This is a genomic window from Paenibacillus sp. 10L310, from assembly GCF_056395745.1.
In genome coordinates this window covers 278,310-298,584 of sequence record NZ_JBFTKC010000004.1, presented here as the reverse complement: position 1 = coordinate 298,584, position 20,275 = coordinate 278,310, and the positions used below count along the sequence as shown (strand labels likewise).

Below are 20,275 nucleotides of genomic sequence, written 5' to 3'. Positions count from 1 at the left end.
CATTTGTGGTCATATCTTCCATTTAATAACTTAATTCTTCACATCATATGATAGATCCATAGAACATTTTAATTACTGCATAAAAAACATTTTATGAATTTTCATCTCGTATTTTTATTTGCTTTCCTGTATATTTAACTACAAACTTTTATTCAATTTATGCAAACAAGCCTCTACAGACTTTAACACAATAAAGGAGTGCATCGAAAAAGTGTCCACGATAACAAAAGAAACTACAGAGTCCGTTCAAGTTACTGCCGCAGAATATGTTCATTCCGTTTACGAGTCGGTTGTCGCCAGAAATCCGCACGAAGATGAGTTCCATCAGGCTGTCAAAGAAATTCTGGATTCCCTTATTCCTGTTATTGAAGCACACCCCAAGTATAAGAACCATAGTCTGTTGGAACAGCTTGTTGAACCTGAACGTGTAATCACATTCCGTGTCCCATGGGTAGATGATCAGGGCAAAGTTCAGGTTAACCGTGGATTCCGGGTGCAATTCAACAGTGCCATTGGCCCTTACAAAGGCGGACTTCGCTTCCATCCTTCTGTATACTCGGGCATCATCAAGTTCCTTGGCTTCGAACAGATCTTCAAAAATGCTTTGACCGGTCTGCCCATTGGCGGCGGTAAAGGTGGTTCTGACTTCGATCCCAAAGGAAAATCGGATCTGGAAGTCATGCGTTTCACGCAAAGCTTCATGACAGAGCTGTACAAATATATCGGTTCCGATACGGATGTACCGGCAGGTGACATTGGTGTTGGCGCACGGGAAATCGGTTACATGTTCGGCCAATACAAACGTATTCATGGCGGGCATGAGGCAGGCGTATTGACAGGAAAAGGTCTGCTGTACGGAGGAAGCTTGGCACGTAAGGAAGCTACTGGCTTCGGCTGTGTGTACTTCGTGAAGGAGATGTTGCAATCCAAGGGGCTCAGCTTCCAAGACAGCACAGTCGTTGTCTCTGGCTCTGGTAATGTGTCCATCTATGCCATTCAGAAGGCACAGGAGCTTGGAGCTACAGTCGTGGCGTGTAGTGACTCAGGTGGCTACATACACGATCCACAAGGAATCAACCTGGATACTGTGAAACGTCTGAAAGAGGTTGATCGTCTTCGCATCAGCGAATACATCAAAGAACACCCGCATGCTACATATACCGAAGGCTGTGAAGGCATCTGGTCTATCCCTTGTGATATTGCTCTTCCATGTGCAACGCAAAATGAGATCGATGAAGAAGCTGCGGCCCTTCTAATCAAAGGTGGCGTGAAGGCCATTGGCGAAGGGGCGAATATGCCTTCCACCCTGGCTGCCATTGACGTCTTCCACGGTGCAGGCGTGCTGTTCGGTCCAGCCAAAGCGGCTAATGCCGGAGGTGTAGCCGTGTCTGCTCTTGAAATGTCACAGAACAGCATGCGGTTGTCCTGGTCATTTGAAGAAGTAGACGCCAAGCTGCATGACATCATGAAGAACATCTACACCAGCTGTGTAGAAGCTGCTGAAGAGTATGGCTGTGAAGGCAACCTCGTAGCCGGAGCGAATATCGCCGGTTTCCTCAAGGTAGCGGATTCCATGATTGCTCAAGGTGTAGTTTAATTTAAATACGTGATTCTCCACGATCAAAGGGCGTTCCCATCCATTTGGGTAACTGCCCTTTTTTCCTTGTCTTCAATTGCTCTAATCGCAATGCAATGGTAAAGTGGTACTGACGTAATTCCATCTATTTGTACTATTATAAGGAAGTGTTTACATTGTCTAACCAACCATTTGCCAGCACTGCGAGTCCTCATCTTAGCGCAGACTGTGAGCAATGTTTTGGCCTGTGCTGTGTTGCCTTGCCCTATGGCAAGTCATCTGACTTTGCTTTTGATAAAGCCAGCGGCACACCCTGTCCCAATCTGCGCACGGACAATCGCTGCGGTATCCATACCCAGCTTCGGCAGAAAGGGTTCAAAGGTTGCACGGTATACGACTGTTTCGGAGCTGGACAGAAGCTGTCCCAAGTGACCTACGCGGGCAAAGATTGGCGTGATCATCCAGAGTCTGCAAACGAGATGTTCGATTGTCTGCCTGCCTTGCGACAACTTCACGAGTTGCTCAGTTATATGAAGGAAATGATGATGAGACCGGAGACGTCATCCCTTCACTCGGCATTTGGTGAGTTATATGAGGAGGTTGAGCGCTTGAGCAATCTGGAGCCTGCGGCACTCCTCCGTCTGGACATCGCCAATTATCGGTCCAGTGTGAATCAACTCTTGGTCCAGGCAAGTGAGATGGTACGCGCGAATGTGCCACCCACCGCTCAAGGACAAGGACAGTCGAAGAAGAGTAAAAAACGTACCGGAAGTGACTTTTTTGGTGCCAATTTAAAAGGGGCTGACCTGCGGGGTGCAAGCTTCCGAGGGGCTTTAATGATCGCAGCCGATCTCCGATATGCAGATACACGAAATGCGGATTGGATTGGCGCGGACTTGCGGGATACGGATCTGGGCGATGCAGACCTGAGAGGTGGCATCTTCCTGACGCAATCCCAGATTAATGCAGCCAAAGGTAATGTGAATACCAAGTTGCCGGATCATCTTAACATTCCCTCACACTGGGTGTAGGGTGCCATTTCCACAAGAGCACGGGCAGGGATACAAGCAGGATAGTACCTGCCAATTCATATGAATGTATGAATCGTATACAGCAACAGCAAAAAAACAGCTCGTCCTATACATCCAAGGACGAGCTGTTTCTATAAAATCACTGGAACGAATCAGAATTATAACAAGTCGCGGCGAAGATCTTCAGCAGATTTTGGAGACAAGTGACCGAGCGGAATATCAAATACCGTTTTCGCTCCCTTGTGTCCTTCCACGCTCAAGCGTTGTGCGGCTCTTGCATACGCTACAAGTACGCTTGCTGTAAATTCAGGATTGCTGTCGAGTTTCAGACCAAATTCAATAATTTGCTTTTGACCAGCACCTGTAACCCCACTGCGAATTACAAATCCACCATGCGGCATACCTTCATGCTCGGATTTCAATTCTTCTTCGCTAATGAACGTTACAGTTGTATCGTAATCTGCAAAGTAGTTAGGCATCGACACAATCGTCTCACGGATCTCATCCTGATTAGCACCATCTTCTGCTACCACATAACATTGACGCAGATGTTTCTCACGTGTAGACAGCTCTGGTGTCTCCCCTGCACGAATGCGGTTGATCACCTCTTCAACAGGTACAGTATACTGTACACCCGCCTTAACGCCTGGAACACGACGAATAGCATCCGAGTGGCCTTGGCTCACACCTTTGCCCCAGAACGTGTACTCTTTTCCTTCTGGCAGGATGGACTGTGCAAGCAGACGGTTCATGGAGAACAAGCCTGGGTCCCAACCTGTGGAAATGACACTGACGTGACCGCCTTGCTCTGCCGCAGCATTAACTTCCTTGTAGAATTCAGGAATCTTTGCATGTGTATCGAAGCTATCTACCGTATTGAACAACTTGGCGATGGCTGGTGTCTGCTCTGGAAGGTCGGTTGCAGAACCACCACAGAGGATCATAACATCAACCTTGCCTATGTATTGCTCCGCTACAGAGATATGCTCAAAACGTACTTCTGTGCTTTCAGCGACCATCTGCTCCGGATTACGACGTGTAAACACAGCAATCAGTTCCAGATCCTCGTTCTGGGAAATGGCTTTCTCTACACCTTTACCCAAGTTACCGTAACCAACAATACCCACTCTAATCATGTTCAATCCTCTCCTGTCTTCTTCTATAGTTGTCTATTACTCTGTTTATAATGATATAACATATCATGTAACCTGTCAGGTTTCCAGTTCGAAATAAAAATACCTTGCAGCGGTGCAGCAATAATGCGGCTCCGTATGCAAGGTATTATGGCGTTCATTCGTTATTTTAGGAAGAAAGTTAGCAGGAAAGAAAAATAGCCCTTATCTTCTGCTTATGATTCTGTCCAGGTCAACGTCAGTTCAATGACGCCTTCCTGTCCCGCCAATGTTCCTCCAATCAAGGACCAGGCATCCTGCGTTTCCGGATCGGTTCCCTGAATGATAATATTTTTGTCATCGATCGTCTGACCTGCATCGGTCAACTTTTTGGCGTTGAAGTAATCTTTATACAGCTGGGATACGGTTTTCATATCTTGTTCAGTGGAGAAAATCACCATGGCCGATTGATTGCCTTCATTCTCACCAGAATTGGCTAAACGAATCGTAGCATCTTCCGGCAACGGGAAATCACTTGGCAAGTTCTCCGGCAACTCATTGGTTCCAGCAGTTGCTTCCTCACCACGCTCTGAATCCGAATCGGTTGGCGCAGTCGTACCCTCCGTTTCGGTCACTGCACTTGTTGTTGCTTCGCTTGCACCTTCATTAGTCGCTTGTTCACCAGTTCCGGAGGTAACTTCGGTGTCCACCTTCTCAGTATCACCTGTCGGTTCGTCTGCCGCGCTGCTGCAAGCACTCAAGGCCACCATCATCGCTAATGCCGCACAGGCCAACACATATTTCCTTCTCTTTACCATCCGTTACCACTCCTTCTTCTTAGTTTCATGTGCTAATCACGTTCAAACGGCTGGATCACAGGCAACGCATGAACGTTATTTTTAACCCATATCACAGATACAGATAATACACTTAGAGACAATAGACAACTGACTACAAGAATGGACAGGAAGCGGGTGATTACTTTAAACTTTTTCATCCATCCCTCCTCCTCCTGTTCATCATGTATTTGTGGAATCATGTTACTCATAGGTCACTGGACGGTGTCACTAATTTCATGATCTCGGCGGCGACAATATCCGGTTGACTGTTGTGGATACTGTGTGTCGCTTGTGGAACTGTCAGCTGTGTTCCGTGTCTTGACCATGAAGCAAAATTCGCTTGGTCGGCCTGCCAAGCATGACTGTCCTCATCCGACTCCTCCGAACCGGCTGTGAGGATCGTCAGGGGGAAGCCAAACTTCGTTTTGTTCTCAAGCACACACGCTGCATTTGTTCTGGAATTTCGAACCTCTTCCATGACATTGTCATTGTACGCATGTCTCAGCGTGGATATCGTGACGGCTTTTTTCATCGGTTCCGTTACCAGATTTGGGTCAATGACCAGAGATGCCATCATGCGATCCGATTGCAGCAATGTTCGTGCGATGCCTGTTTTCACCAGAAAACGGGACCAATCCATCATCCATTCTGGTGTATTCAAGCCTGTACGACTGTAATACTCCGGGCTTCCGCCATCGATCATGACCATGCCGGCCACCTCATCAGGATACCTTTGCGCAAACCGCAGTGTCTCCAGCGCCCCCAGGGAGTGACCGACCATGATGTAAGGGGGACGTTGACCGGATGTGCGCAGCAATTGGTGGATCTCTTCCGAGATGGTATCAACATCACGAGGGTCATCCGTATAGTCGCTGTATCCGTACCCGAACCGATCATATACCGCAATTTTCACCTGTGATTTCAACTTGTCATATAGCGGACTGAAATCTACATACGGATTAGGTGTACCCCAGCCTGAGGCAAACACCACGGTTACCTCTCCTTTGCCAGCAGAGTAGAGGTGCATGTTGCGACCACTCACTTCATAATACTTGCCTGGCGGGGGATAGGACTTCATATCCTGCGTGGATTGATACGCTTCATACGCTGTACCTGCCAGCAGCAAAAGTCCTGTGGCAAGCATGATGCCTCCCAGCACTTTTAACCCTCTCCGTAACCCCTTCTTCATCTTCTCTACCCCTTACCCCAAAGGTTCATCTATATATGTATGCTTCAATCGTACCCAAGAAATAGCGGGATTGAAACAATCCCGAGTCCAGTTCTTTCCCCAACCAAAGTCCAGTGTCCCTCCCCTACCTGTGACGCAAAAAAACTGCAAATCTCCCATTCAGGAAACTTGCAGTTCATCTATACTTGTATTCTAAAACTCTTACCTCAATCTATCTCATGATGATCCTTACCTATAGTTGCAACGTAAGACCCACCGGGCAATGATCACTGCCCATCACGTGGCAGTCGATATGCGCATCTGCCACCTTAGGTGCCAATTGATTGGATACGAGAAAATAATCAATGCGCCAGCCCACGTTCCGTTCTCTAACCTTAGGCATATAAGACCACCAGCTGTATACATCCGTACGATCCGGATACAGATGGCGGAAGCTGTCTACATACCCGGAAGCAAGCAAATCAGTCATCTTGCCACGCTCTTCAAGGGTAAATCCGGAATTGCCCAGATTGGGCTTCGGATTCTTCAGGTCAATCTCCTGATGAGCCACATTCAGGTCACCACAGACGATAACCGGCTTAGTCTGCTCCAATTGCAGAATGTACCCCCGGAATCGATCCTCCCATTCTAGACGGTAAGGCAGCCGGGTCAGATCCCGCTTCGCGTTAGGGGTATAGACGTTCACCAGATAAAACTCATCATACTCGAGTGTAAGCACCCGTCCTTCCGGCTCGCTGTCCTCCTCCATCCCGTAACGAACGGATAAAGGCTTGATTCGGCTAAATACAGCCGTACCGGAATAACCTTTTTTGATCGCATAATTCCAATATTGATAAACATCTTCCCCCAGGTCCATCTCAATCTGTCCGGCTTGCAATTTGGTCTCCTGAAGGCAGAAAATGTCTGCCTGACTCTCCCGATAATAATCCATGAATCCTTTGGTCACACATGCCCTTAAGCCATTCACATTCCAGGACACCAGCTTCATATCCTCATCTCCTCACATCCCTCCAATATAGCATGGGCTCATTCAGAGGGACAAGCCTTACGGCTCTGGAATGAGATGGAGTCATTGGAATCCTTATGGGGCTAGCTTGCCTATATTTCGCTTCGTAACTTAGAGAACACCGCAAGGTCAATATATCTGCCTTTCTCAAACTCATGCTGCCGCAGTACACCTTCCTGTTGAAAATCAAGTTTATGTAACAGGTGAATTGACGCCTCGTTCTCCGGTTCAACCTTTGCTTCGATCTTGTTGAGCTGCATGCTTGTGAATCCAAAATGTAACACAGCACGGGCCACTTCCGTCATAACACCGCGGCCCCAGAAAGAGGAACGCAAATCGTATCCAATCTCTGCACGGTTATGTACATCTTCATAGTTCAGGAACCCACAGGTTCCGATCACTTTACGAGTTTCACGGTCTTCAATCATCCAGCGTAAACCCGTGTGTTCCTTGAAAATCTTCGTATACCAATTCATCTCACCCTGTGCATCCTCTACGGATTCAAAGGGAGTGAATGGCATATATTGAACCACAGCTTCATCGGAATATAACGCGAGCAGATCATGGCTGTCTCCAGCCACAGCTGACCGGAGGATGAATCGTTCTGTCTGAATTAATGGAAATAGATCAAACCTAAATTGCTCACTCATGCGAAGTCTCCTTTGCAACATTCATTGTAGAAGTCCATTTTACTACACTTGCCTTCATCAAGCTTTTACTATTAATATGTTCTATTAAGGCATTACTGTAGAAAAGGATACATAGGAGAGGACGTGCTATTATCACACAATCATATGACGTTATTATCGTTGGAGCCGGCTCCATGGGTATGAGTGCTGGGTATTATCTATCGCGCAGTGGATACAAAACTTTATTAATCGATGCCTTTGATCCTCCGCATACGGAAGGAAGTCATCACGGGGATAGCAGACTGATGCGCCATGTGTACAGTGGTGGGCCTGACTATATTGCCATGGCATTACTTGCACAGAAGTTATGGCACGAGCTGGAGGAAACGACCGGAGACCAACTGTTTGTTCCTTCCGGTGTAATAAATGTGGTTGATCCGGAGATTCATTCCTTCCACAACCGATTGAGCCATGCAGATGATGCAGGTATTCGGTATGAAACGTTGCATGCAGCCGAGGTGATGAAACGCTGGCCAGGTATTACAATACCTGAACATTACGAGGGCATGTATGAACCGGATGCGGGTTATTTGTATAGTGAACCTTGTATTCGTGCCTTTCGCAAAGCAGCCGAGGCTCATGGTGCCACCTTGTTAACACACACTCGGGTGGAGCATATCGAATACGGACCACATTCCGTGGCAGTTCAGACTTCCGGTGGTGAGACATACCATGCAAATCAAATCATCCTGAGCGCTGGCGCTTGGTTTCAGACATTAAAACCTTTCGTGGATCTCCCCATTCAGGCAGTGCGTAAAACGGTTGGATGGTTTGATGCACCAGAAGCTTTATACGGCGAGGAGCACTTCCCCGGTTTTACACTGGCAGGAAAAGAAGGTACATATTATGGATTTCCAAGCATTGGCGGATCAGGTCTGAAGATGGGTCGTCATGATACGGGCCAGGTGTGGACACCAGGAAGTACAATGGCTCCTTTTGGTACGGAAGAAACGGACGAGGGGGATCTGCGCAGGCTGCTCGAACTTCATATGCCTCAGGCAGCTGGAGAATTGAAACGTGGTAGTGTGTGCAAGTATGAATTCACTTCGGATGAAGATTTTATTATCGACCGACACCCTGCCCATGAACGTGTGTGGCTCGCAGGCGGTTTCTCCGGCCATGGCTTCAAGTTTGCAAGTGCCGTTGGGCAGATTCTATCCGACTTGGTGCAAACGGGGCACACGGATCAGGATATTAGCAGGTTCACCCTATCCCGTTTTCGTTAAGTACCAGCTGGGTGGATGAATATATGTATGTCTAAAATAGCTACTTTTCTTGAGGGTGCAGTGTTGCTTAGAGCACTGCACCTCCAAGAAAAAAGGACACGTAATAACGTTTAATTCATGTGTACTCACACTAATTAACTTTGACTAGGCTCCATTGCTGATTGGCCCCGCCATTGTCGGCCCACTGAATAGTGGAGGCACCTGCGGTCAGAGAACCTTGATTGATGTCAACCGTCAGGCCACTGTTTCGATTCGCAAGTACCACATATCCTCCCACATCAATTGGCAGCCATTGTTGATTGTTGCCCCCGTTATCCTGCCACTGAATCAGAGCGGCTCCGCCTTGTGTAGAACCCGAATTCACATCCAGCAAAAGCCCACTGCCCACATTGCGGATGTTGTAATATCCGTTACCTGCGGACTCTAGCTTCCACTGTTGGTTGGCTGCTCCATTATCATTCCACTGAATGATTGTTGCCCCACCCGTAGAAGAAGCACCGTTAACATCGAGTGCAAGTCCACTGTTGCGGTTGATTAATTTGTAGATGGCCCCGGATTCATATCCTGTACACCGCCATTGTAAGTTGCACCGGAAATGACGTAGGTTGTGACCGAATTGGCCTTGGCCGTAGCGGTAAAGGTTTTGTTTTGCACTGAAATATTGGTCAGTTGCTGCAACTTCTCTGTTGAAGAGGTCCGATATACTTGAGCAGACGTGCCTGTGTTAGTAAAACGACTGAGATCATAGGTTACCGTTGTATCCGTCGACTCCGAATTGGTTGTAACCAGCACAACTTTGCCGGAAGCTGCATCATAAGCTGCAAGGGTATTGGCATCACTCATGCCGATAATCTTGTATCCAGGACGAATAAATTTACTGTAATTGCCCATAACATAATATTTTTGGTTCACGGTGTAACTGGTCGTTTGCGTATTGTTCAACACGTTCTTGAAAAATCCCCATCCTTCTGCACTATCGACGGCTTGCCAATACACCCATCCACTTGCGCCCATATTGCGAATATCCTTGAGGATGGTCCGTGACATCGTAAGTCCGCTTGCATCCCCATCTCCATATTCCGAGGTCCACAGATGTTTGCCCGCAGACGTCGCTGTGTTGCGCAAAGCAGTACGATTGCTTCCGCCATACGTATGAGTGTTGATCTGAGTGATCGCTGATTTAACCGCATTGCTGTAGCTGTTGAACGACACATTGGTATCATCGATACTGTATTCTTCCGGTGCGCTCAGCTTTGTGGACAGGCCCTTTGCATTCAACGAAGCTTGTACCTGACTCAGAATTGTGTTCTGATCCGCCCGGTCAAAGTGCATGCCCTCCTGGTCATTGCCCTGCTTCCACCACGTCGAGATCGGTTCATTCAGCGGAGTTACACTATCAAATGTGATCCCCCAGTTATCCCGAAAATGCTTTACAACCTCGGTTAAGTAATCGGCAAAATCATCGTAGTAATCAGGCTTGAGGTTGTTACCACCATTGGCCGAACCGGACACATTACCACTGATCGTCATCCAGTAAGGTGCGGAATTCGCAAAAGCTTCGATGACATTCACGCCTTGAGCTTTGGCAGCTTGCAGCATATATCGTTGGTTTTCATCTGCATTCCAGTCATACACGCCCGGAGAAGGCTGGTAACCAGGAACGGCTTTGCGATATTCAAGGATATTGGATGATGGATTATCCCCGCCTCCAATGTTGTACCGCAGGATATTCAGCCCGAGTCCGGTATTAGCGTTGAACATTTTCTCCACATACTCATCCCGATTGGAATATTCTCCAACCACTTTGCCCCACCACGCGAGGGATGTTCCCCATCCTTCCATCGTCTGATATTGCTTCGATGGATCGGCAACAGCCGTATAGGCTCCTGCAGCATATGCGTTCATTTGTTTCAACCCCTTCATGCACTTCACTCCTTACGGGATATGATTAAGTCCCTTTGAATGAACACAACGATATAAGTTCAATTAAAGAATATTTGTATCTAGCACTCCGATGTCAGAACAACTTGCCGATCGCTGTTATCCTTGGACTTTTCGGGACACAAAATTATTATTGCGCAGGAAATAACCCGGTATCCCGATGGTATTACCTGACCAGTTCGTGGTATAGACGACATAATATAGACCATCTGTTCGAATTCCACTTACATGAAGCTTCACTCCCTTCACAGATCATGGATGAACATTAGTATTTTATGTAAACGGTTACATATTATAAAAATCTTTTATTATGTCTGCTCAACATTTCGTTGTTCTAAGCCTCCCTAACATCCCCCATCCTCTTAGCCCGATCCTCATCAAACTGAATCGAAAATCAACGAATCTTGCGATTCCACCAGCCAAGAAGATTAGGAGAAATTCATTAAGTCAATGCACATTCGAAGTTAACAATCTATCATTCATCTGTATTGTTTATGTCTTGGAGCTTTCGATATTTACCATTTAACTTCATTAGTTCGTCGTGAGTCCCATCCTCAGCAATTCGACCATCTTCCATGAGGATAATGCGATCTGCCAAAGGAATTAGATTCAAACGATGGGTAATCAGTATTGCAGCTTTATTTTGCAGGAAATTCTCCAAGGCATTTATTATGATTTGTTCTTTCCCTTGATCCAATGCTGATGTGGGTTCGTCCATAATTATCAATGGACTATTCTGATGAATAAATGCCCTTGCCAAGCCTAAACGCTGTTTCTGCCCACCGGAGAAATTGTCTCCCTTCTCACTTAAGGATGTGTCATAAGATAGAGGCAACCGTTCAATATCTTCGTTTACTCCCGCCAAGGAGGCTGCATGACGAATATCCAGTTCCGTGGCTTCGTCCATAGCTAATTTAATATTCTCTCCTACTGTACCCGAGAACAAGAATATGGATTGACCAACGTAAACGGACTTATCAATTGCTGATCTGAATTCGCCACTGGTAGGTTGGTAAAGTCCAGAGCATATTTTCGAAAATGTCGATTTACCCGAACCGCTACTTCCTATAACAATAACTTTCTCTCTTTTTTTCAATTCAAAATTGATATGTCTTAGAATCGTTTGTTCACTATTTTGAGGCTGATAAGAGACATCTCTCATGAAGATTATCGTATCTTCCTGAACTGGTTTCCTATCATTCGAATGAACGGATTCGATCTCATCTGTGCTACTCTTTGTATTTAAAAACTTATTAATGCGTTGAAAGGCTCCTACTCCTTCTTGCAAACGACTATACTGATCGGACAACCCGATTACGGGCCATATCACTAATTCAAATAGAACGCTGAATGTCACTATGCTTCCTGGCGTTAACGTATTTCTGGAAGCCGCAATAGCAATAAAGATCAGAGCGGTTACATACACAAGCTGAAAGCTACTTTCCGTAAAAATCCGGCTCATCGCGTTGGACATGGCAAGCTTTGTTTGGGAATGGTTAAGCGTTCTCCTTTGTTCCATAAATTGGTTAAGGTAAAGAGATTTGGCACCATACATTCTGATAACTGGCAAACCTTGAATAAATTCTTGTGATGTTTCTCTTAACTTCGTTTCATCCTCCTGTACACGACTAGCCTGATATCGAATCCTCCGATCAAATATACGACCAATCAGAAAAAGAACCGGGGAACCCACTGCCCCCAACAATGCCAATACCAGATCAATCCGAATCAAGTAAACAAAAGATAAGATAATAAGCAACAACACGGTGATAAATTCAATTATAGCTTCAATAATTTGCGAACCATGTTCAATATCCTCTTTTAAGCGTGAAGTGAGTTCGCCAGAATGATATTTCTTTATTTCTTCATAAGGCATATGATTTAGTACTGCAAACAACTTCAACGTTAAATCACGATGGACATTGCCCAAAACTTTGACAATAATATGACGATGCACAGCCAATAACAGGATACCTGCAACTAATAAAGCGACCACAATTTGAACAAGATAAAATAAGTGCTCTTTAGTACTGGTGGTTGCCGTGTCAATAAATAATCCCTGGATTTTCGCAACGCCTAATTCAAAAATGACATCAACTAACATTAAAAAAGGAAGAAACACAAGCAAAATTCCGTATTTCTTAGTGTAAGACCATATAAGAGATACAGTCTGTCGTGTGCTAAAACGAAGTTCCAAGTGCCTTCCCCCTCACAAAACCTTGCTCTGTATAAGTTGATAATACTTCCCTTTATTATTCATCAGTTCTTCATGGCTCCCCATTTCTTCAATAGTTCCTTCGTTCATGTAGACAATTTTGTTCGCAGAGCGTATTGTATCCAAATTATGAGCTATGACAATCGTTGTACAGCTTTGAACTAAACGATCCAGTGATTCCCTGAACTTTATTCCATTTTCGAGGTCTAATGCGGAAGTCGGTTCATCCAATAACAGGATAGGTGATTTCCGTAAATATACCCTTGCAAGTGCAAGCCGCTGAACCTCTCCTCCGGATAGCTGAACTCCACGCTCTCCAATACATGTCTCATAACCTTGAGGGAGCATTAATATTCGATCATGCAAATGTGCAAGCTTCGCTGCATTCTCCACTTCGGTCATAGATATATCGCTTAGTCCAAAGCAGATATTCTCTCTAACAGAACCACTAAAAACGATTGCATCCTGGGAGACATAACCCAGACTAGATCTCCATTCGTTAAGATCCATATCTGTTATGGACACTTGACCACTTTTTATTACTCCTTCTGAAGGAGTATACAGTCGTAACATCAACTTCATCAAAGTCGATTTGCCTGCTCCACTTGGTCCGACAACGGCCAGCATCTGACCTGCTTCTATTTGAAAAGATATATTCTTCACCCCATTATTTCCGTTCGAATAACGATAACCTACGTTACTAAACATAATAGAATGGGAAGTTTGAGAAACGGAGCTCGAATTTCCAGTAAAAGTTTTATTATTTTCCTCTGGCAGATCACTAATGGTGAAAACTCGCTGTGCTTGTGTTATAGATTGAATCATCTCAGTCCACAAACTGGATATGGACAATAGAGGATTGATAAGTTGACCGCTGGTGACTACAAATGTAGCTAATGTCCCTGCAAGTAACTCCCCTTGAATGACTTGATACCCACCGAAACCCAACGTGAAAATCATACCACCAAAGGTAGCAAATCGATTCAGAGAATCGACAGATCTCTCGTACAAGGAAATTTTAAGTGTCCGCCTTAAAACTTTGTTTAACCTGCCTTCTAGTACATATCGAAAATAGTTTTGCAATTGATATGTGCGAACTTCTTCAACTCCCTGAACCGCTTCCTGCAAAACTACATCTCTTTGAGCAATCTCATCCCCCTGATGGTCATAATTCTTTCGCAGAACACGTGAAATGGGATACGTGATGATCGGGTAGAGTAAAGTAAAGCCAATCAATCCAATCGTCAGTGGAAGGTTAAGCCAACTGAAATAGGCTAAGCTTAAAATTACTTGCAAGCCATTTTGGAAAAAAACCAGAAATTTTTCATTTACACCTGATTGAGCCTTATCGACAGAATGAAGTAATCTACCCACAAGATCGCTACTATGATAGCCTTCTAAGGATTCATGCTGTTTACCGTGCAATTGATTCAAGACACGATGTTGCATATCGGTTACAGATTTATTCTTCACTCGAATCATGACTCTACCCTGTAAAAGACCTAAAAAAACTTGTAAAATGGTTGCACCTATCGCCAAAATGGCACCCATATAAACGCTATCAAGAGATTTTGTAGTTGCACCTGATATGATTCTACGGATAGATTCAAGATATCCTATGTTAACAAAGGCTAAACATGAGATGATAAGCAATAAACAAAGATAATGAAAAACATAGGCTTTAGAATGTTTGATTAGTCTGGCAAAAGTTTTACGTGTCGAATACACGGCTGTCTTTCCCATCTCGGCTCCTCTAGTTCGTGTCTTCACTTTTGGATTGTTGTTCAATATACTCTAAGATTTCTCTAATCGTTGGAAAGTAACTTAAGTCTAATTTGGTTTCTTCGAATTGAATATCAAATTCATTTTCGATGAGAATTACAAGCTTAATAAAACTGATTGAATTTACTCCTGCGTCGATCAAGTTAGTATCCATGGAAAATTCAATATCTGCCTCCGGAAATTCTTTTTGGATCACATTGAAAAAACGTTGCTCTATGTTCTTCATATTTATTCACTCCCTGTACATGATAAGTTACTTGTTTTAACTGAGATTTGCTGGAGAACTGACTGCTCATCTTCATGAATGAAGAAGTGACCACCCCGAAAAACCTTAACATCCGTGCAAGGAAGCGTAGTGAAATGTTGCCATTCCATCACCGACTTCAGGTCACAAGGTACATCCCGCTCGCCAATATACACCGACAATGGAATATTAAGAGGTTCTGTTGGTATATGCTGATAATTGTCAACTATATGGAAATCATTGCGGATAATGGGTAAAAACAAACGAAGGAGCTCTGGTTCCTCAAGCAACATTTCCGAAGTGCCTCCCAAATCCCTTAGTGTTTCTATTAGTTGATCGTCGTCCATATCCTTGACTTTTTCTTGCCTGGAAGTCCCGAATTTACCTGGTGGTAAACATCCTGATATAATGATGCGAGTTGGTGGAGGATAACCATATATTTGAATTTTTCTAGAAACTTCGTAAGCCAACATTCCTCCCAAACTATGGCCGAATATAATATAAGGTGTATCTATATCCCCTCTCTTTAATTGACTTAACAAATCTTGCGCACCTTCATCAATATTGGAATACAGTGGTTCGTTTAGACGGCTTCCGTGACCACTCATTTCCAGCGGAATAACCTTTATAGTACTCTCTAATTCCTTTTTCCACTTATAATAAATAGAGGAGCTTCCACCGGCATAAGGAATGCAAAATAATACTGGTTTCATTTCAGTATTCATTGATGTGCTCCCATCCATTAATTTTAATCAGTCTCTTCTCCATTTCCATGATTCTGTTTAAGATGTCTTTGGTAGCCATCAATTGATTAGGAGAGTACATATCGGAAAAATATAATTTGCCCCAAGTTGCCCGGATATTCTTCCATGCATCCAATATTTCCCCTATTGTCTGAAGCCGATCTGGTTTACTATCAAAATAAAAGTACCTCGCACACTCTACTTGTTTGGCTGCAACAATGCGATTAAATCCTAGAAATATGGACTCGGCATATGCCTGTATCTCACCTTCTTCTAGACATTTTTCGCCAAACCAAGCCGAATATTGTTCCAGTTGTTTGATACCCTCTGTGTACTTAGCGCGATGTTTAAATATGTTGTACTCATATGTTTCGATCCAATCAGAGACAAAAGGCTCTTGCTTCGATTCAAACCTATACGTGGAAATAAGATTCTCATCCGCATGATCCAGTTGAAAAAAAGCATCGTAGCTTTCTTTAAGACTGGAATAAGAAATCCATTTCAATCCATAATTCAGGGATTCTTTGTTGGAGTGTTCCATAATAGCAAACTGCTTCGTATCATCGTTGTAACCCACAATCAATAACGTGTGGGCCCAATGTTCCTTGTGATACATATCCAATCGAATATCTTCATAAAAACAATCGACCCATATAATAACAGGTTTATTCTGATGTATTGAACTGACAAGGTATTCTATAATATTTTCTTGTCGCCGGCTTGTGCAGACTTCATAATTTTCTTCCTTAAATATTAATTCCGGATCTCGAAAAGGATAATATGTCATATCCAGCATGCCAGGCACTTCTTCGTCTTGACTATAAAACATAATATCATTAGAAATATGTGGATAGATGCTTCTATCCATCCATTCCAGCACGGAGAAAAGGGCGTTATAAAAACAGCTTTTGTAAAAAAATTGGTTGAACGGCTTAATCTCCTGAATGATTTTTAATGCCATGTACTTCCTCTCCCGCCTCTTTTCTTTCCACATATTCCGCTTCTACATACCGAGCAATATCAGAGAGGCGAGAATTTTCAAAAATAACTTCCAGTGTTAAATCCACCTCGTATTTTTCGTATACTTTAGCAATCATATTCATAATATTGATAGAGTTTCCGCCTAAATGTAAAAAGTGATGCTCTCTTCCAATGAATTCAACCCCCAAAATTTCCGTCCAGATCTCGGAGATTTCTTGTTCAAAGCGACCGACTGGCGAAACATATTCAACCATCTCAGGCTCAGGCAAAGCTGAATACTCAATCTTTCCATTCGCGTTAATAGGGAATTTAGAAAGCTCAATAAAGTACGAAGGAATCATTGGTTCTAATAAATGGTTCTCAACTTTTCGGATATAGGTTTCGTATGGATACACAGGTTCGTCATTTGCTTTAATTTCCGTATTTGGAATAACGTAAGCAATGAGAACTAACTCCTCGGAAGGTGCTTCTTTCACTATAACAGCGACGTCTTTCACAAGACCGGAAGCCATGATCACTCGCTCAACCTCAGCTAATTCAACCCGATGTCCTCTAATTTTGACCTGTCTATCTTTTCGCCCTAAAAACTCAATATTCCCGTCGGGTAATGCTCTTCCAATATCTCCAGTTTTGTAAACCAAATCGTTGTCGCGCTCTGAAAAAGGATTCTGTATAAATTTTTCGCGATTGAGACTTTCCTCATGGAGATACCCTAAACTTCGATACGGAGTACGTATAATGATTTCACCTTTTGTTCCAACTGGACACATCTGCAAATCATCATTCAATATAATGACACGAGTTCCGGATATAGGTTGACCGATGGGTATACTAGCTCGATACACATCTTGGGGTTTGATTCTATAAAACAATTTAGCCAACGTCGTTTCAGTAGGTCCATACAGATTAATAAGCTGTACCCGATCTCCAATGGCCTCATACCAAGATTTCAACTTTTGCGGAACGATCTCTTCTCCTGCCAAAAAGATATATTCCAAACTCTTATAATGCTCTCTGTTGGGCTTGAAAGAAGTCATGTTCTTAAACAAACTTGGTGTACAATGAATTAACTGAACTCCTCTATTTTCTAGCCAATCCATTAACTGATTGGTGTTCAGAAGAGTCATCCTAGATTCGGGAATGCAGATTGTCCCCCCTGATAACAAGGGCACTAAAATATCTCTAAGGAATGGATCATGACCTGGAGAAGTGAGTTGACTTACCTTTTTTCTATATAACTTGAATTCACTAGTTTCCCACTCTACATAATGAGTGAGCCCTTTGTTTCTACCGAGTATGGCATGGGGAGTTCCGCTTGTTCCCGATGTGAAGTAAATATATATTGCATCATCCTCATCATATTCAACGGATTCCATTGGTTCGGAAAATAACAAATCGTCCAATTGCTTTCGATCTAGCGTTAGAACCTTAAGCCCAGCTTGCTCTAGTGAAACAAGTCCAGGCATAGAATCTGTAATGACCAATTTCAAATCGGAAGCGACCGCCATCGACAACAATCTTTGGTCTGGATAGTCTGCATCAAGCGGCACAAATACACAACCGGCTTGCCAGATTCCAAGCATAGATGCAATTACCATATAACGATCCTGGAAGCACACACCAACAAATGTGCCCTTCTCAACATTGTTCACGTGCAGCCACTGTGTGATTCGATTCATGTCCTTATATAACTCTGAATACGTGATATGACGACTTAAATATTCCACCGCACAGTAGTCCTTATATTGTGCGAAACTTTCTGATATTCTGTTCTGAATCGTATTCCGAACCTTGTCATCCAATCCAATCACCCATTTCTTTTATAAATCATGCATATCAAACACATCTAAAAATACACAAAAAGTAATTATAATGATAAGTATGTCACTTTCGTAAGGGAGGTTTAATTTGAAATCATTACGACTATACTGCTCCACCAATTCATGCACAAAATCTGGATTGAAGTAGCCTTGCTTCTTTAATCGCTCTTTAGAGAGGAGGTTAATCAAATACTCGTCTGCCTCTCTAATTAAGTCGGGACTTCCGGGAGCGACAAAAGCAAATTTCGGCCGTTTGATAATCTCGTTAGGAACCATACTTCGTGCTATTTCTTTGAGAATATATTTTTCATTAAACCCTTTAAGCTTTAAGTGGGGTGGCAATTTTCGGGAGACAAATTCCATCAACTTATAATCCAGAAAAGGGTAACGCGCTTCAACCGAATGCGCATATGCCATGCGATCGCCATGACCTGCCAATAGATGTTCCGGTAGTCTCAACTTGAAATCAATGTAGGAACGTTTATGCAGCAAGTGGATATCCGCAATCTTCTCTTTAGAGATTACAGGATACCGGAGACAATCTATGGATTCAATGTCAGGAAGTATTTTCTCCCCATATAGCCTTAACTTCAATTGTCTCAGTTGACTATAGTCCCGTTCATAGAAAAAGCTGCCATCCCCCCATAACCTTTCTCGTATGGCAACCTCCTCTTCAGCGATGGAGTGAGTCCCCTTTTTGGCGTTAAATTGATCAAACCGATAGCCTACATAGCCTGCAAAAAGCTCATCTGCTCCTTCACCGGTTAAGACCGCTTTAATACCTTCACGGTTCACCAGCTTGGACAGCATATAGGACGCTGTATTATAACTCTCCTTAAGTGCTGTTTCCGAATGCCAAACCACACTTTTCAAATGTTCAGTGATATCACGAATATCGAATTCGTGTTGGAAATGTTCCGATTTAATCTCATCGACAACTAACTTCTGATAGATAGACTCATTCATACTTTTATCAGCAAATGTAACGGAGAACGACTTCCTTGGCGATGGTGAAAGTTGAGAAGCTTTCAAAGCAATCATGGAAGAATCCAACCCCCCACTGACATAAAGTCCTACCGGGAAGTCAGCCGTTAGCCGAGTTCCAACAGCCTCGGAAAAAATATGGTCCAGTTCTTCAATGTAATCCTGCTCCTCGCACAATGAATCTTCTATTTCGTGCGACTTGGGATAAACGAGATCCCAATATTGAACCTTCTCCATGCGGTTACCAGTAATATGTAAATAGTGTCCGCTTTCCAAGCTGGAAATTCCATGAAATAATGTTCTGGGAGCTATAATACTGGGAAAAGTCAGTAATTGATCTAAAGCAACCAAGTCTACTTTTCTTTCCACAGATGGATGATGGAGGATGGATTTGATCTCCGATCCAAAAATAAAGTCATCGTTATTCACCGTGTAGAACACAGGGCATATTCCTGCCTGATCCCGAATCAAATACATCTCTTCTCGAACTGAATCATATAATGCAATAGCAAATTGCCCGTTTATATATTGCATAAACTTCATACCATATTTTTCATATAGATGAGGAATGATTTCCATATCACATTTTGTGTGTAAAACGTGCCCCTCAGATTGTAAGGAGCTTTTCAAGCTCTCATAGTTAAAAATTTCACCATTGCATATAGCAATAACTGTGCCGTCTTCATTAGAGAACGGTTGCTGACCATGTTCCCAATCCATCAAACTAAGGCGAGTGAATCCAAAAGCAACTCGATTCCCAATATATTTAGAATGATCGTCAGGGCCCCGATGATGAAGAACTTGCGTCATTTGTTCCAACGTACCTGGAACGATGACTTGTTCTTTAAAACGCATGTTATATACTCCACATATTCCGCACATATGACCCTCCACACA

18 protein-coding genes are annotated in these 20,275 nt (G+C 43.6%); 3 read left to right on the top strand and 15 right to left on the bottom strand.

From position 1 onward, the window contains the following. Positions 1-211: 211 nt before the first annotated feature. Together gdhA and AC1DE7_RS13410 are read left to right on the top strand one after the other, a co-directional pair. Positions 212-1,597, top strand: a complete 1,386-nt coding sequence (gene gdhA, locus AC1DE7_RS13415; protein ID WP_174806476.1) for an NADP-specific glutamate dehydrogenase — start codon at positions 212-214, stop codon at positions 1,595-1,597. A 155-nt stretch (positions 1,598-1,752) separates the two neighbouring features. Then, positions 1,753-2,607, top strand: coding sequence for a pentapeptide repeat-containing protein (locus AC1DE7_RS13410; RefSeq protein ID WP_282320555.1), 855 nt, complete (start codon positions 1,753-1,755; stop codon positions 2,605-2,607). A gap of 158 nt (positions 2,608-2,765) precedes the next feature. Here the strand turns inward: AC1DE7_RS13410 and AC1DE7_RS13405 are convergent, their stop codons facing one another. The 6 genes from AC1DE7_RS13405 to AC1DE7_RS13380 form a co-directional block, all read right to left on the bottom strand. Beyond that, positions 2,766-3,743: a diaminopimelate dehydrogenase gene (locus AC1DE7_RS13405; RefSeq protein WP_445744913.1), complete on the bottom strand. Its 978-nt coding sequence runs from the start codon at positions 3,741-3,743 to the stop codon at positions 2,766-2,768. A 212-nt stretch (positions 3,744-3,955) separates the two neighbouring features. Further along, positions 3,956-4,537 (bottom strand): hypothetical protein, encoded by a 582-nt coding sequence (locus AC1DE7_RS13400; RefSeq protein WP_340984501.1) that lies wholly within the window; start codon positions 4,535-4,537, stop codon positions 3,956-3,958. 32 nt (positions 4,538-4,569) lie between these two features. Continuing rightward, complete coding sequence (locus AC1DE7_RS13395) at positions 4,570-4,716, bottom strand: hypothetical protein (RefSeq protein ID WP_340984500.1); 147 nt, start codon at positions 4,714-4,716, stop codon at positions 4,570-4,572. A gap of 47 nt (positions 4,717-4,763) precedes the next feature. Beyond that, positions 4,764-5,747, bottom strand: a complete 984-nt coding sequence (locus AC1DE7_RS13390; protein WP_340984499.1) for an alpha/beta hydrolase — start codon at positions 5,745-5,747, stop codon at positions 4,764-4,766. 232 nt (positions 5,748-5,979) lie between these two features. Further along, the gene (locus AC1DE7_RS13385; protein WP_339283863.1) at positions 5,980-6,735 is read right to left on the bottom strand and encodes an exodeoxyribonuclease III; all 756 of its coding nucleotides are present in this window, start codon (positions 6,733-6,735) and stop codon (positions 5,980-5,982) included. A 110-nt stretch (positions 6,736-6,845) separates the two neighbouring features. Further along, positions 6,846-7,403: a GNAT family N-acetyltransferase gene (locus tag AC1DE7_RS13380; RefSeq protein ID WP_340984497.1), complete on the bottom strand. Its 558-nt coding sequence runs from the start codon at positions 7,401-7,403 to the stop codon at positions 6,846-6,848. Between the two features lie 131 nt (positions 7,404-7,534). Here AC1DE7_RS13380 and solA point away from each other — a divergent pair, with 131 nt between their 5' ends. After that, positions 7,535-8,668 (top strand): N-methyl-L-tryptophan oxidase, encoded by a 1,134-nt coding sequence (gene solA / locus AC1DE7_RS13375; protein ID WP_340984914.1) that lies wholly within the window; start codon positions 7,535-7,537, stop codon positions 8,666-8,668. A gap of 130 nt (positions 8,669-8,798) precedes the next feature. Here the strand turns inward: solA and AC1DE7_RS13370 are convergent, their stop codons facing one another. The 9 genes from AC1DE7_RS13370 to asnB form a co-directional block, all read right to left on the bottom strand. Then, positions 8,799-9,203, bottom strand: a complete 405-nt coding sequence (locus tag AC1DE7_RS13370; RefSeq protein WP_340984913.1) for an RICIN domain-containing protein — start codon at positions 9,201-9,203, stop codon at positions 8,799-8,801. Beyond that, complete coding sequence (locus tag AC1DE7_RS13365) at positions 9,203-10,591, bottom strand: glycoside hydrolase family 30 protein (RefSeq protein WP_340984496.1); 1,389 nt, start codon at positions 10,589-10,591, stop codon at positions 9,203-9,205. Before AC1DE7_RS13365 ends, AC1DE7_RS13370 begins: the two co-directional genes overlap by 1 nt. 493 nt (positions 10,592-11,084) lie before the next feature. Then, the gene (locus tag AC1DE7_RS13360; protein ID WP_477534554.1) at positions 11,085-12,806 is read right to left on the bottom strand and encodes an ABC transporter ATP-binding protein; all 1,722 of its coding nucleotides are present in this window, start codon (positions 12,804-12,806) and stop codon (positions 11,085-11,087) included. A 12-nt stretch (positions 12,807-12,818) separates the two neighbouring features. Further along, entirely contained in the window at positions 12,819-14,567 is a 1,749-nt protein-coding gene (locus AC1DE7_RS13355) for an ABC transporter ATP-binding protein (protein WP_282320543.1), read from the bottom strand. A gap of 10 nt (positions 14,568-14,577) precedes the next feature. After that, entirely contained in the window at positions 14,578-14,832 is a 255-nt protein-coding gene (locus tag AC1DE7_RS13350) for an acyl carrier protein (RefSeq protein ID WP_127550003.1), read from the bottom strand. A gap of 2 nt (positions 14,833-14,834) precedes the next feature. Beyond that, on the bottom strand, positions 14,835-15,575 hold the full coding sequence (locus AC1DE7_RS13345) for a thioesterase II family protein (RefSeq protein WP_477534553.1): 741 nt from the start codon (positions 15,573-15,575) through the stop codon (positions 14,835-14,837). Continuing rightward, positions 15,565-16,554 (bottom strand): C39 family peptidase, encoded by a 990-nt coding sequence (locus tag AC1DE7_RS13340; RefSeq protein ID WP_477534552.1) that lies wholly within the window; start codon positions 16,552-16,554, stop codon positions 15,565-15,567. Before AC1DE7_RS13340 ends, AC1DE7_RS13345 begins: the two co-directional genes overlap by 11 nt. After that, entirely contained in the window at positions 16,526-18,385 is a 1,860-nt protein-coding gene (locus AC1DE7_RS13335) for a non-ribosomal peptide synthetase (protein WP_477534551.1), read from the bottom strand. The genes AC1DE7_RS13340 and AC1DE7_RS13335 overlap by 29 nt, the downstream gene beginning before the upstream one ends. A 9-nt stretch (positions 18,386-18,394) precedes the next feature. Further along, on the bottom strand, positions 18,395-20,260 hold the full coding sequence (asnB, locus tag AC1DE7_RS13330; RefSeq protein WP_477534550.1) for an asparagine synthase (glutamine-hydrolyzing): 1,866 nt from the start codon (positions 20,258-20,260) through the stop codon (positions 18,395-18,397). Positions 20,261-20,275: the final 15 nt, after the last annotated feature.

Bases quoted from the DNA above. Each gene is read 5' to 3' on its own strand.
- AC1DE7_RS13405 (WP_445744913.1), bottom strand. From the start codon at position 3,743: ATGATTAGAGTGGGTATTGTTGGTTACGGTAACTTGGGTAAAGGTGTA.
- AC1DE7_RS13400 (WP_340984501.1), bottom strand. From the start codon at position 4,537: ATGGTAAAGAGAAGGAAATATGTGTTGGCCTGTGCGGCATTAGCGATG.
- AC1DE7_RS13395 (WP_340984500.1), bottom strand. From the start codon at position 4,716: ATGAAAAAGTTTAAAGTAATCACCCGCTTCCTGTCCATTCTTGTAGTC.
- AC1DE7_RS13390 (WP_340984499.1), bottom strand. From the start codon at position 5,747: ATGAAGAAGGGGTTACGGAGAGGGTTAAAAGTGCTGGGAGGCATCATG.
- AC1DE7_RS13385 (WP_339283863.1), bottom strand. From the start codon at position 6,735: ATGAAGCTGGTGTCCTGGAATGTGAATGGCTTAAGGGCATGTGTGACC.
- AC1DE7_RS13380 (WP_340984497.1), bottom strand. From the start codon at position 7,403: ATGAGTGAGCAATTTAGGTTTGATCTATTTCCATTAATTCAGACAGAA.
- AC1DE7_RS13365 (WP_340984496.1), bottom strand. From the start codon at position 10,591: ATGAAGGGGTTGAAACAAATGAACGCATATGCTGCAGGAGCCTATACG.
- AC1DE7_RS13355 (WP_282320543.1), bottom strand. From the start codon at position 14,567: ATGGGAAAGACAGCCGTGTATTCGACACGTAAAACTTTTGCCAGACTA.
- AC1DE7_RS13350 (WP_127550003.1), bottom strand. From the start codon at position 14,832: ATGAAGAACATAGAGCAACGTTTTTTCAATGTGATCCAAAAAGAATTT.
- AC1DE7_RS13345 (WP_477534553.1), bottom strand. From the start codon at position 15,575: ATGAATACTGAAATGAAACCAGTATTATTTTGCATTCCTTATGCCGGT.
- AC1DE7_RS13340 (WP_477534552.1), bottom strand. From the start codon at position 16,554: ATGGCATTAAAAATCATTCAGGAGATTAAGCCGTTCAACCAATTTTTT.
- asnB (WP_477534550.1), bottom strand. From the start codon at position 20,260: ATGTGCGGAATATGTGGAGTATATAACATGCGTTTTAAAGAACAAGTC.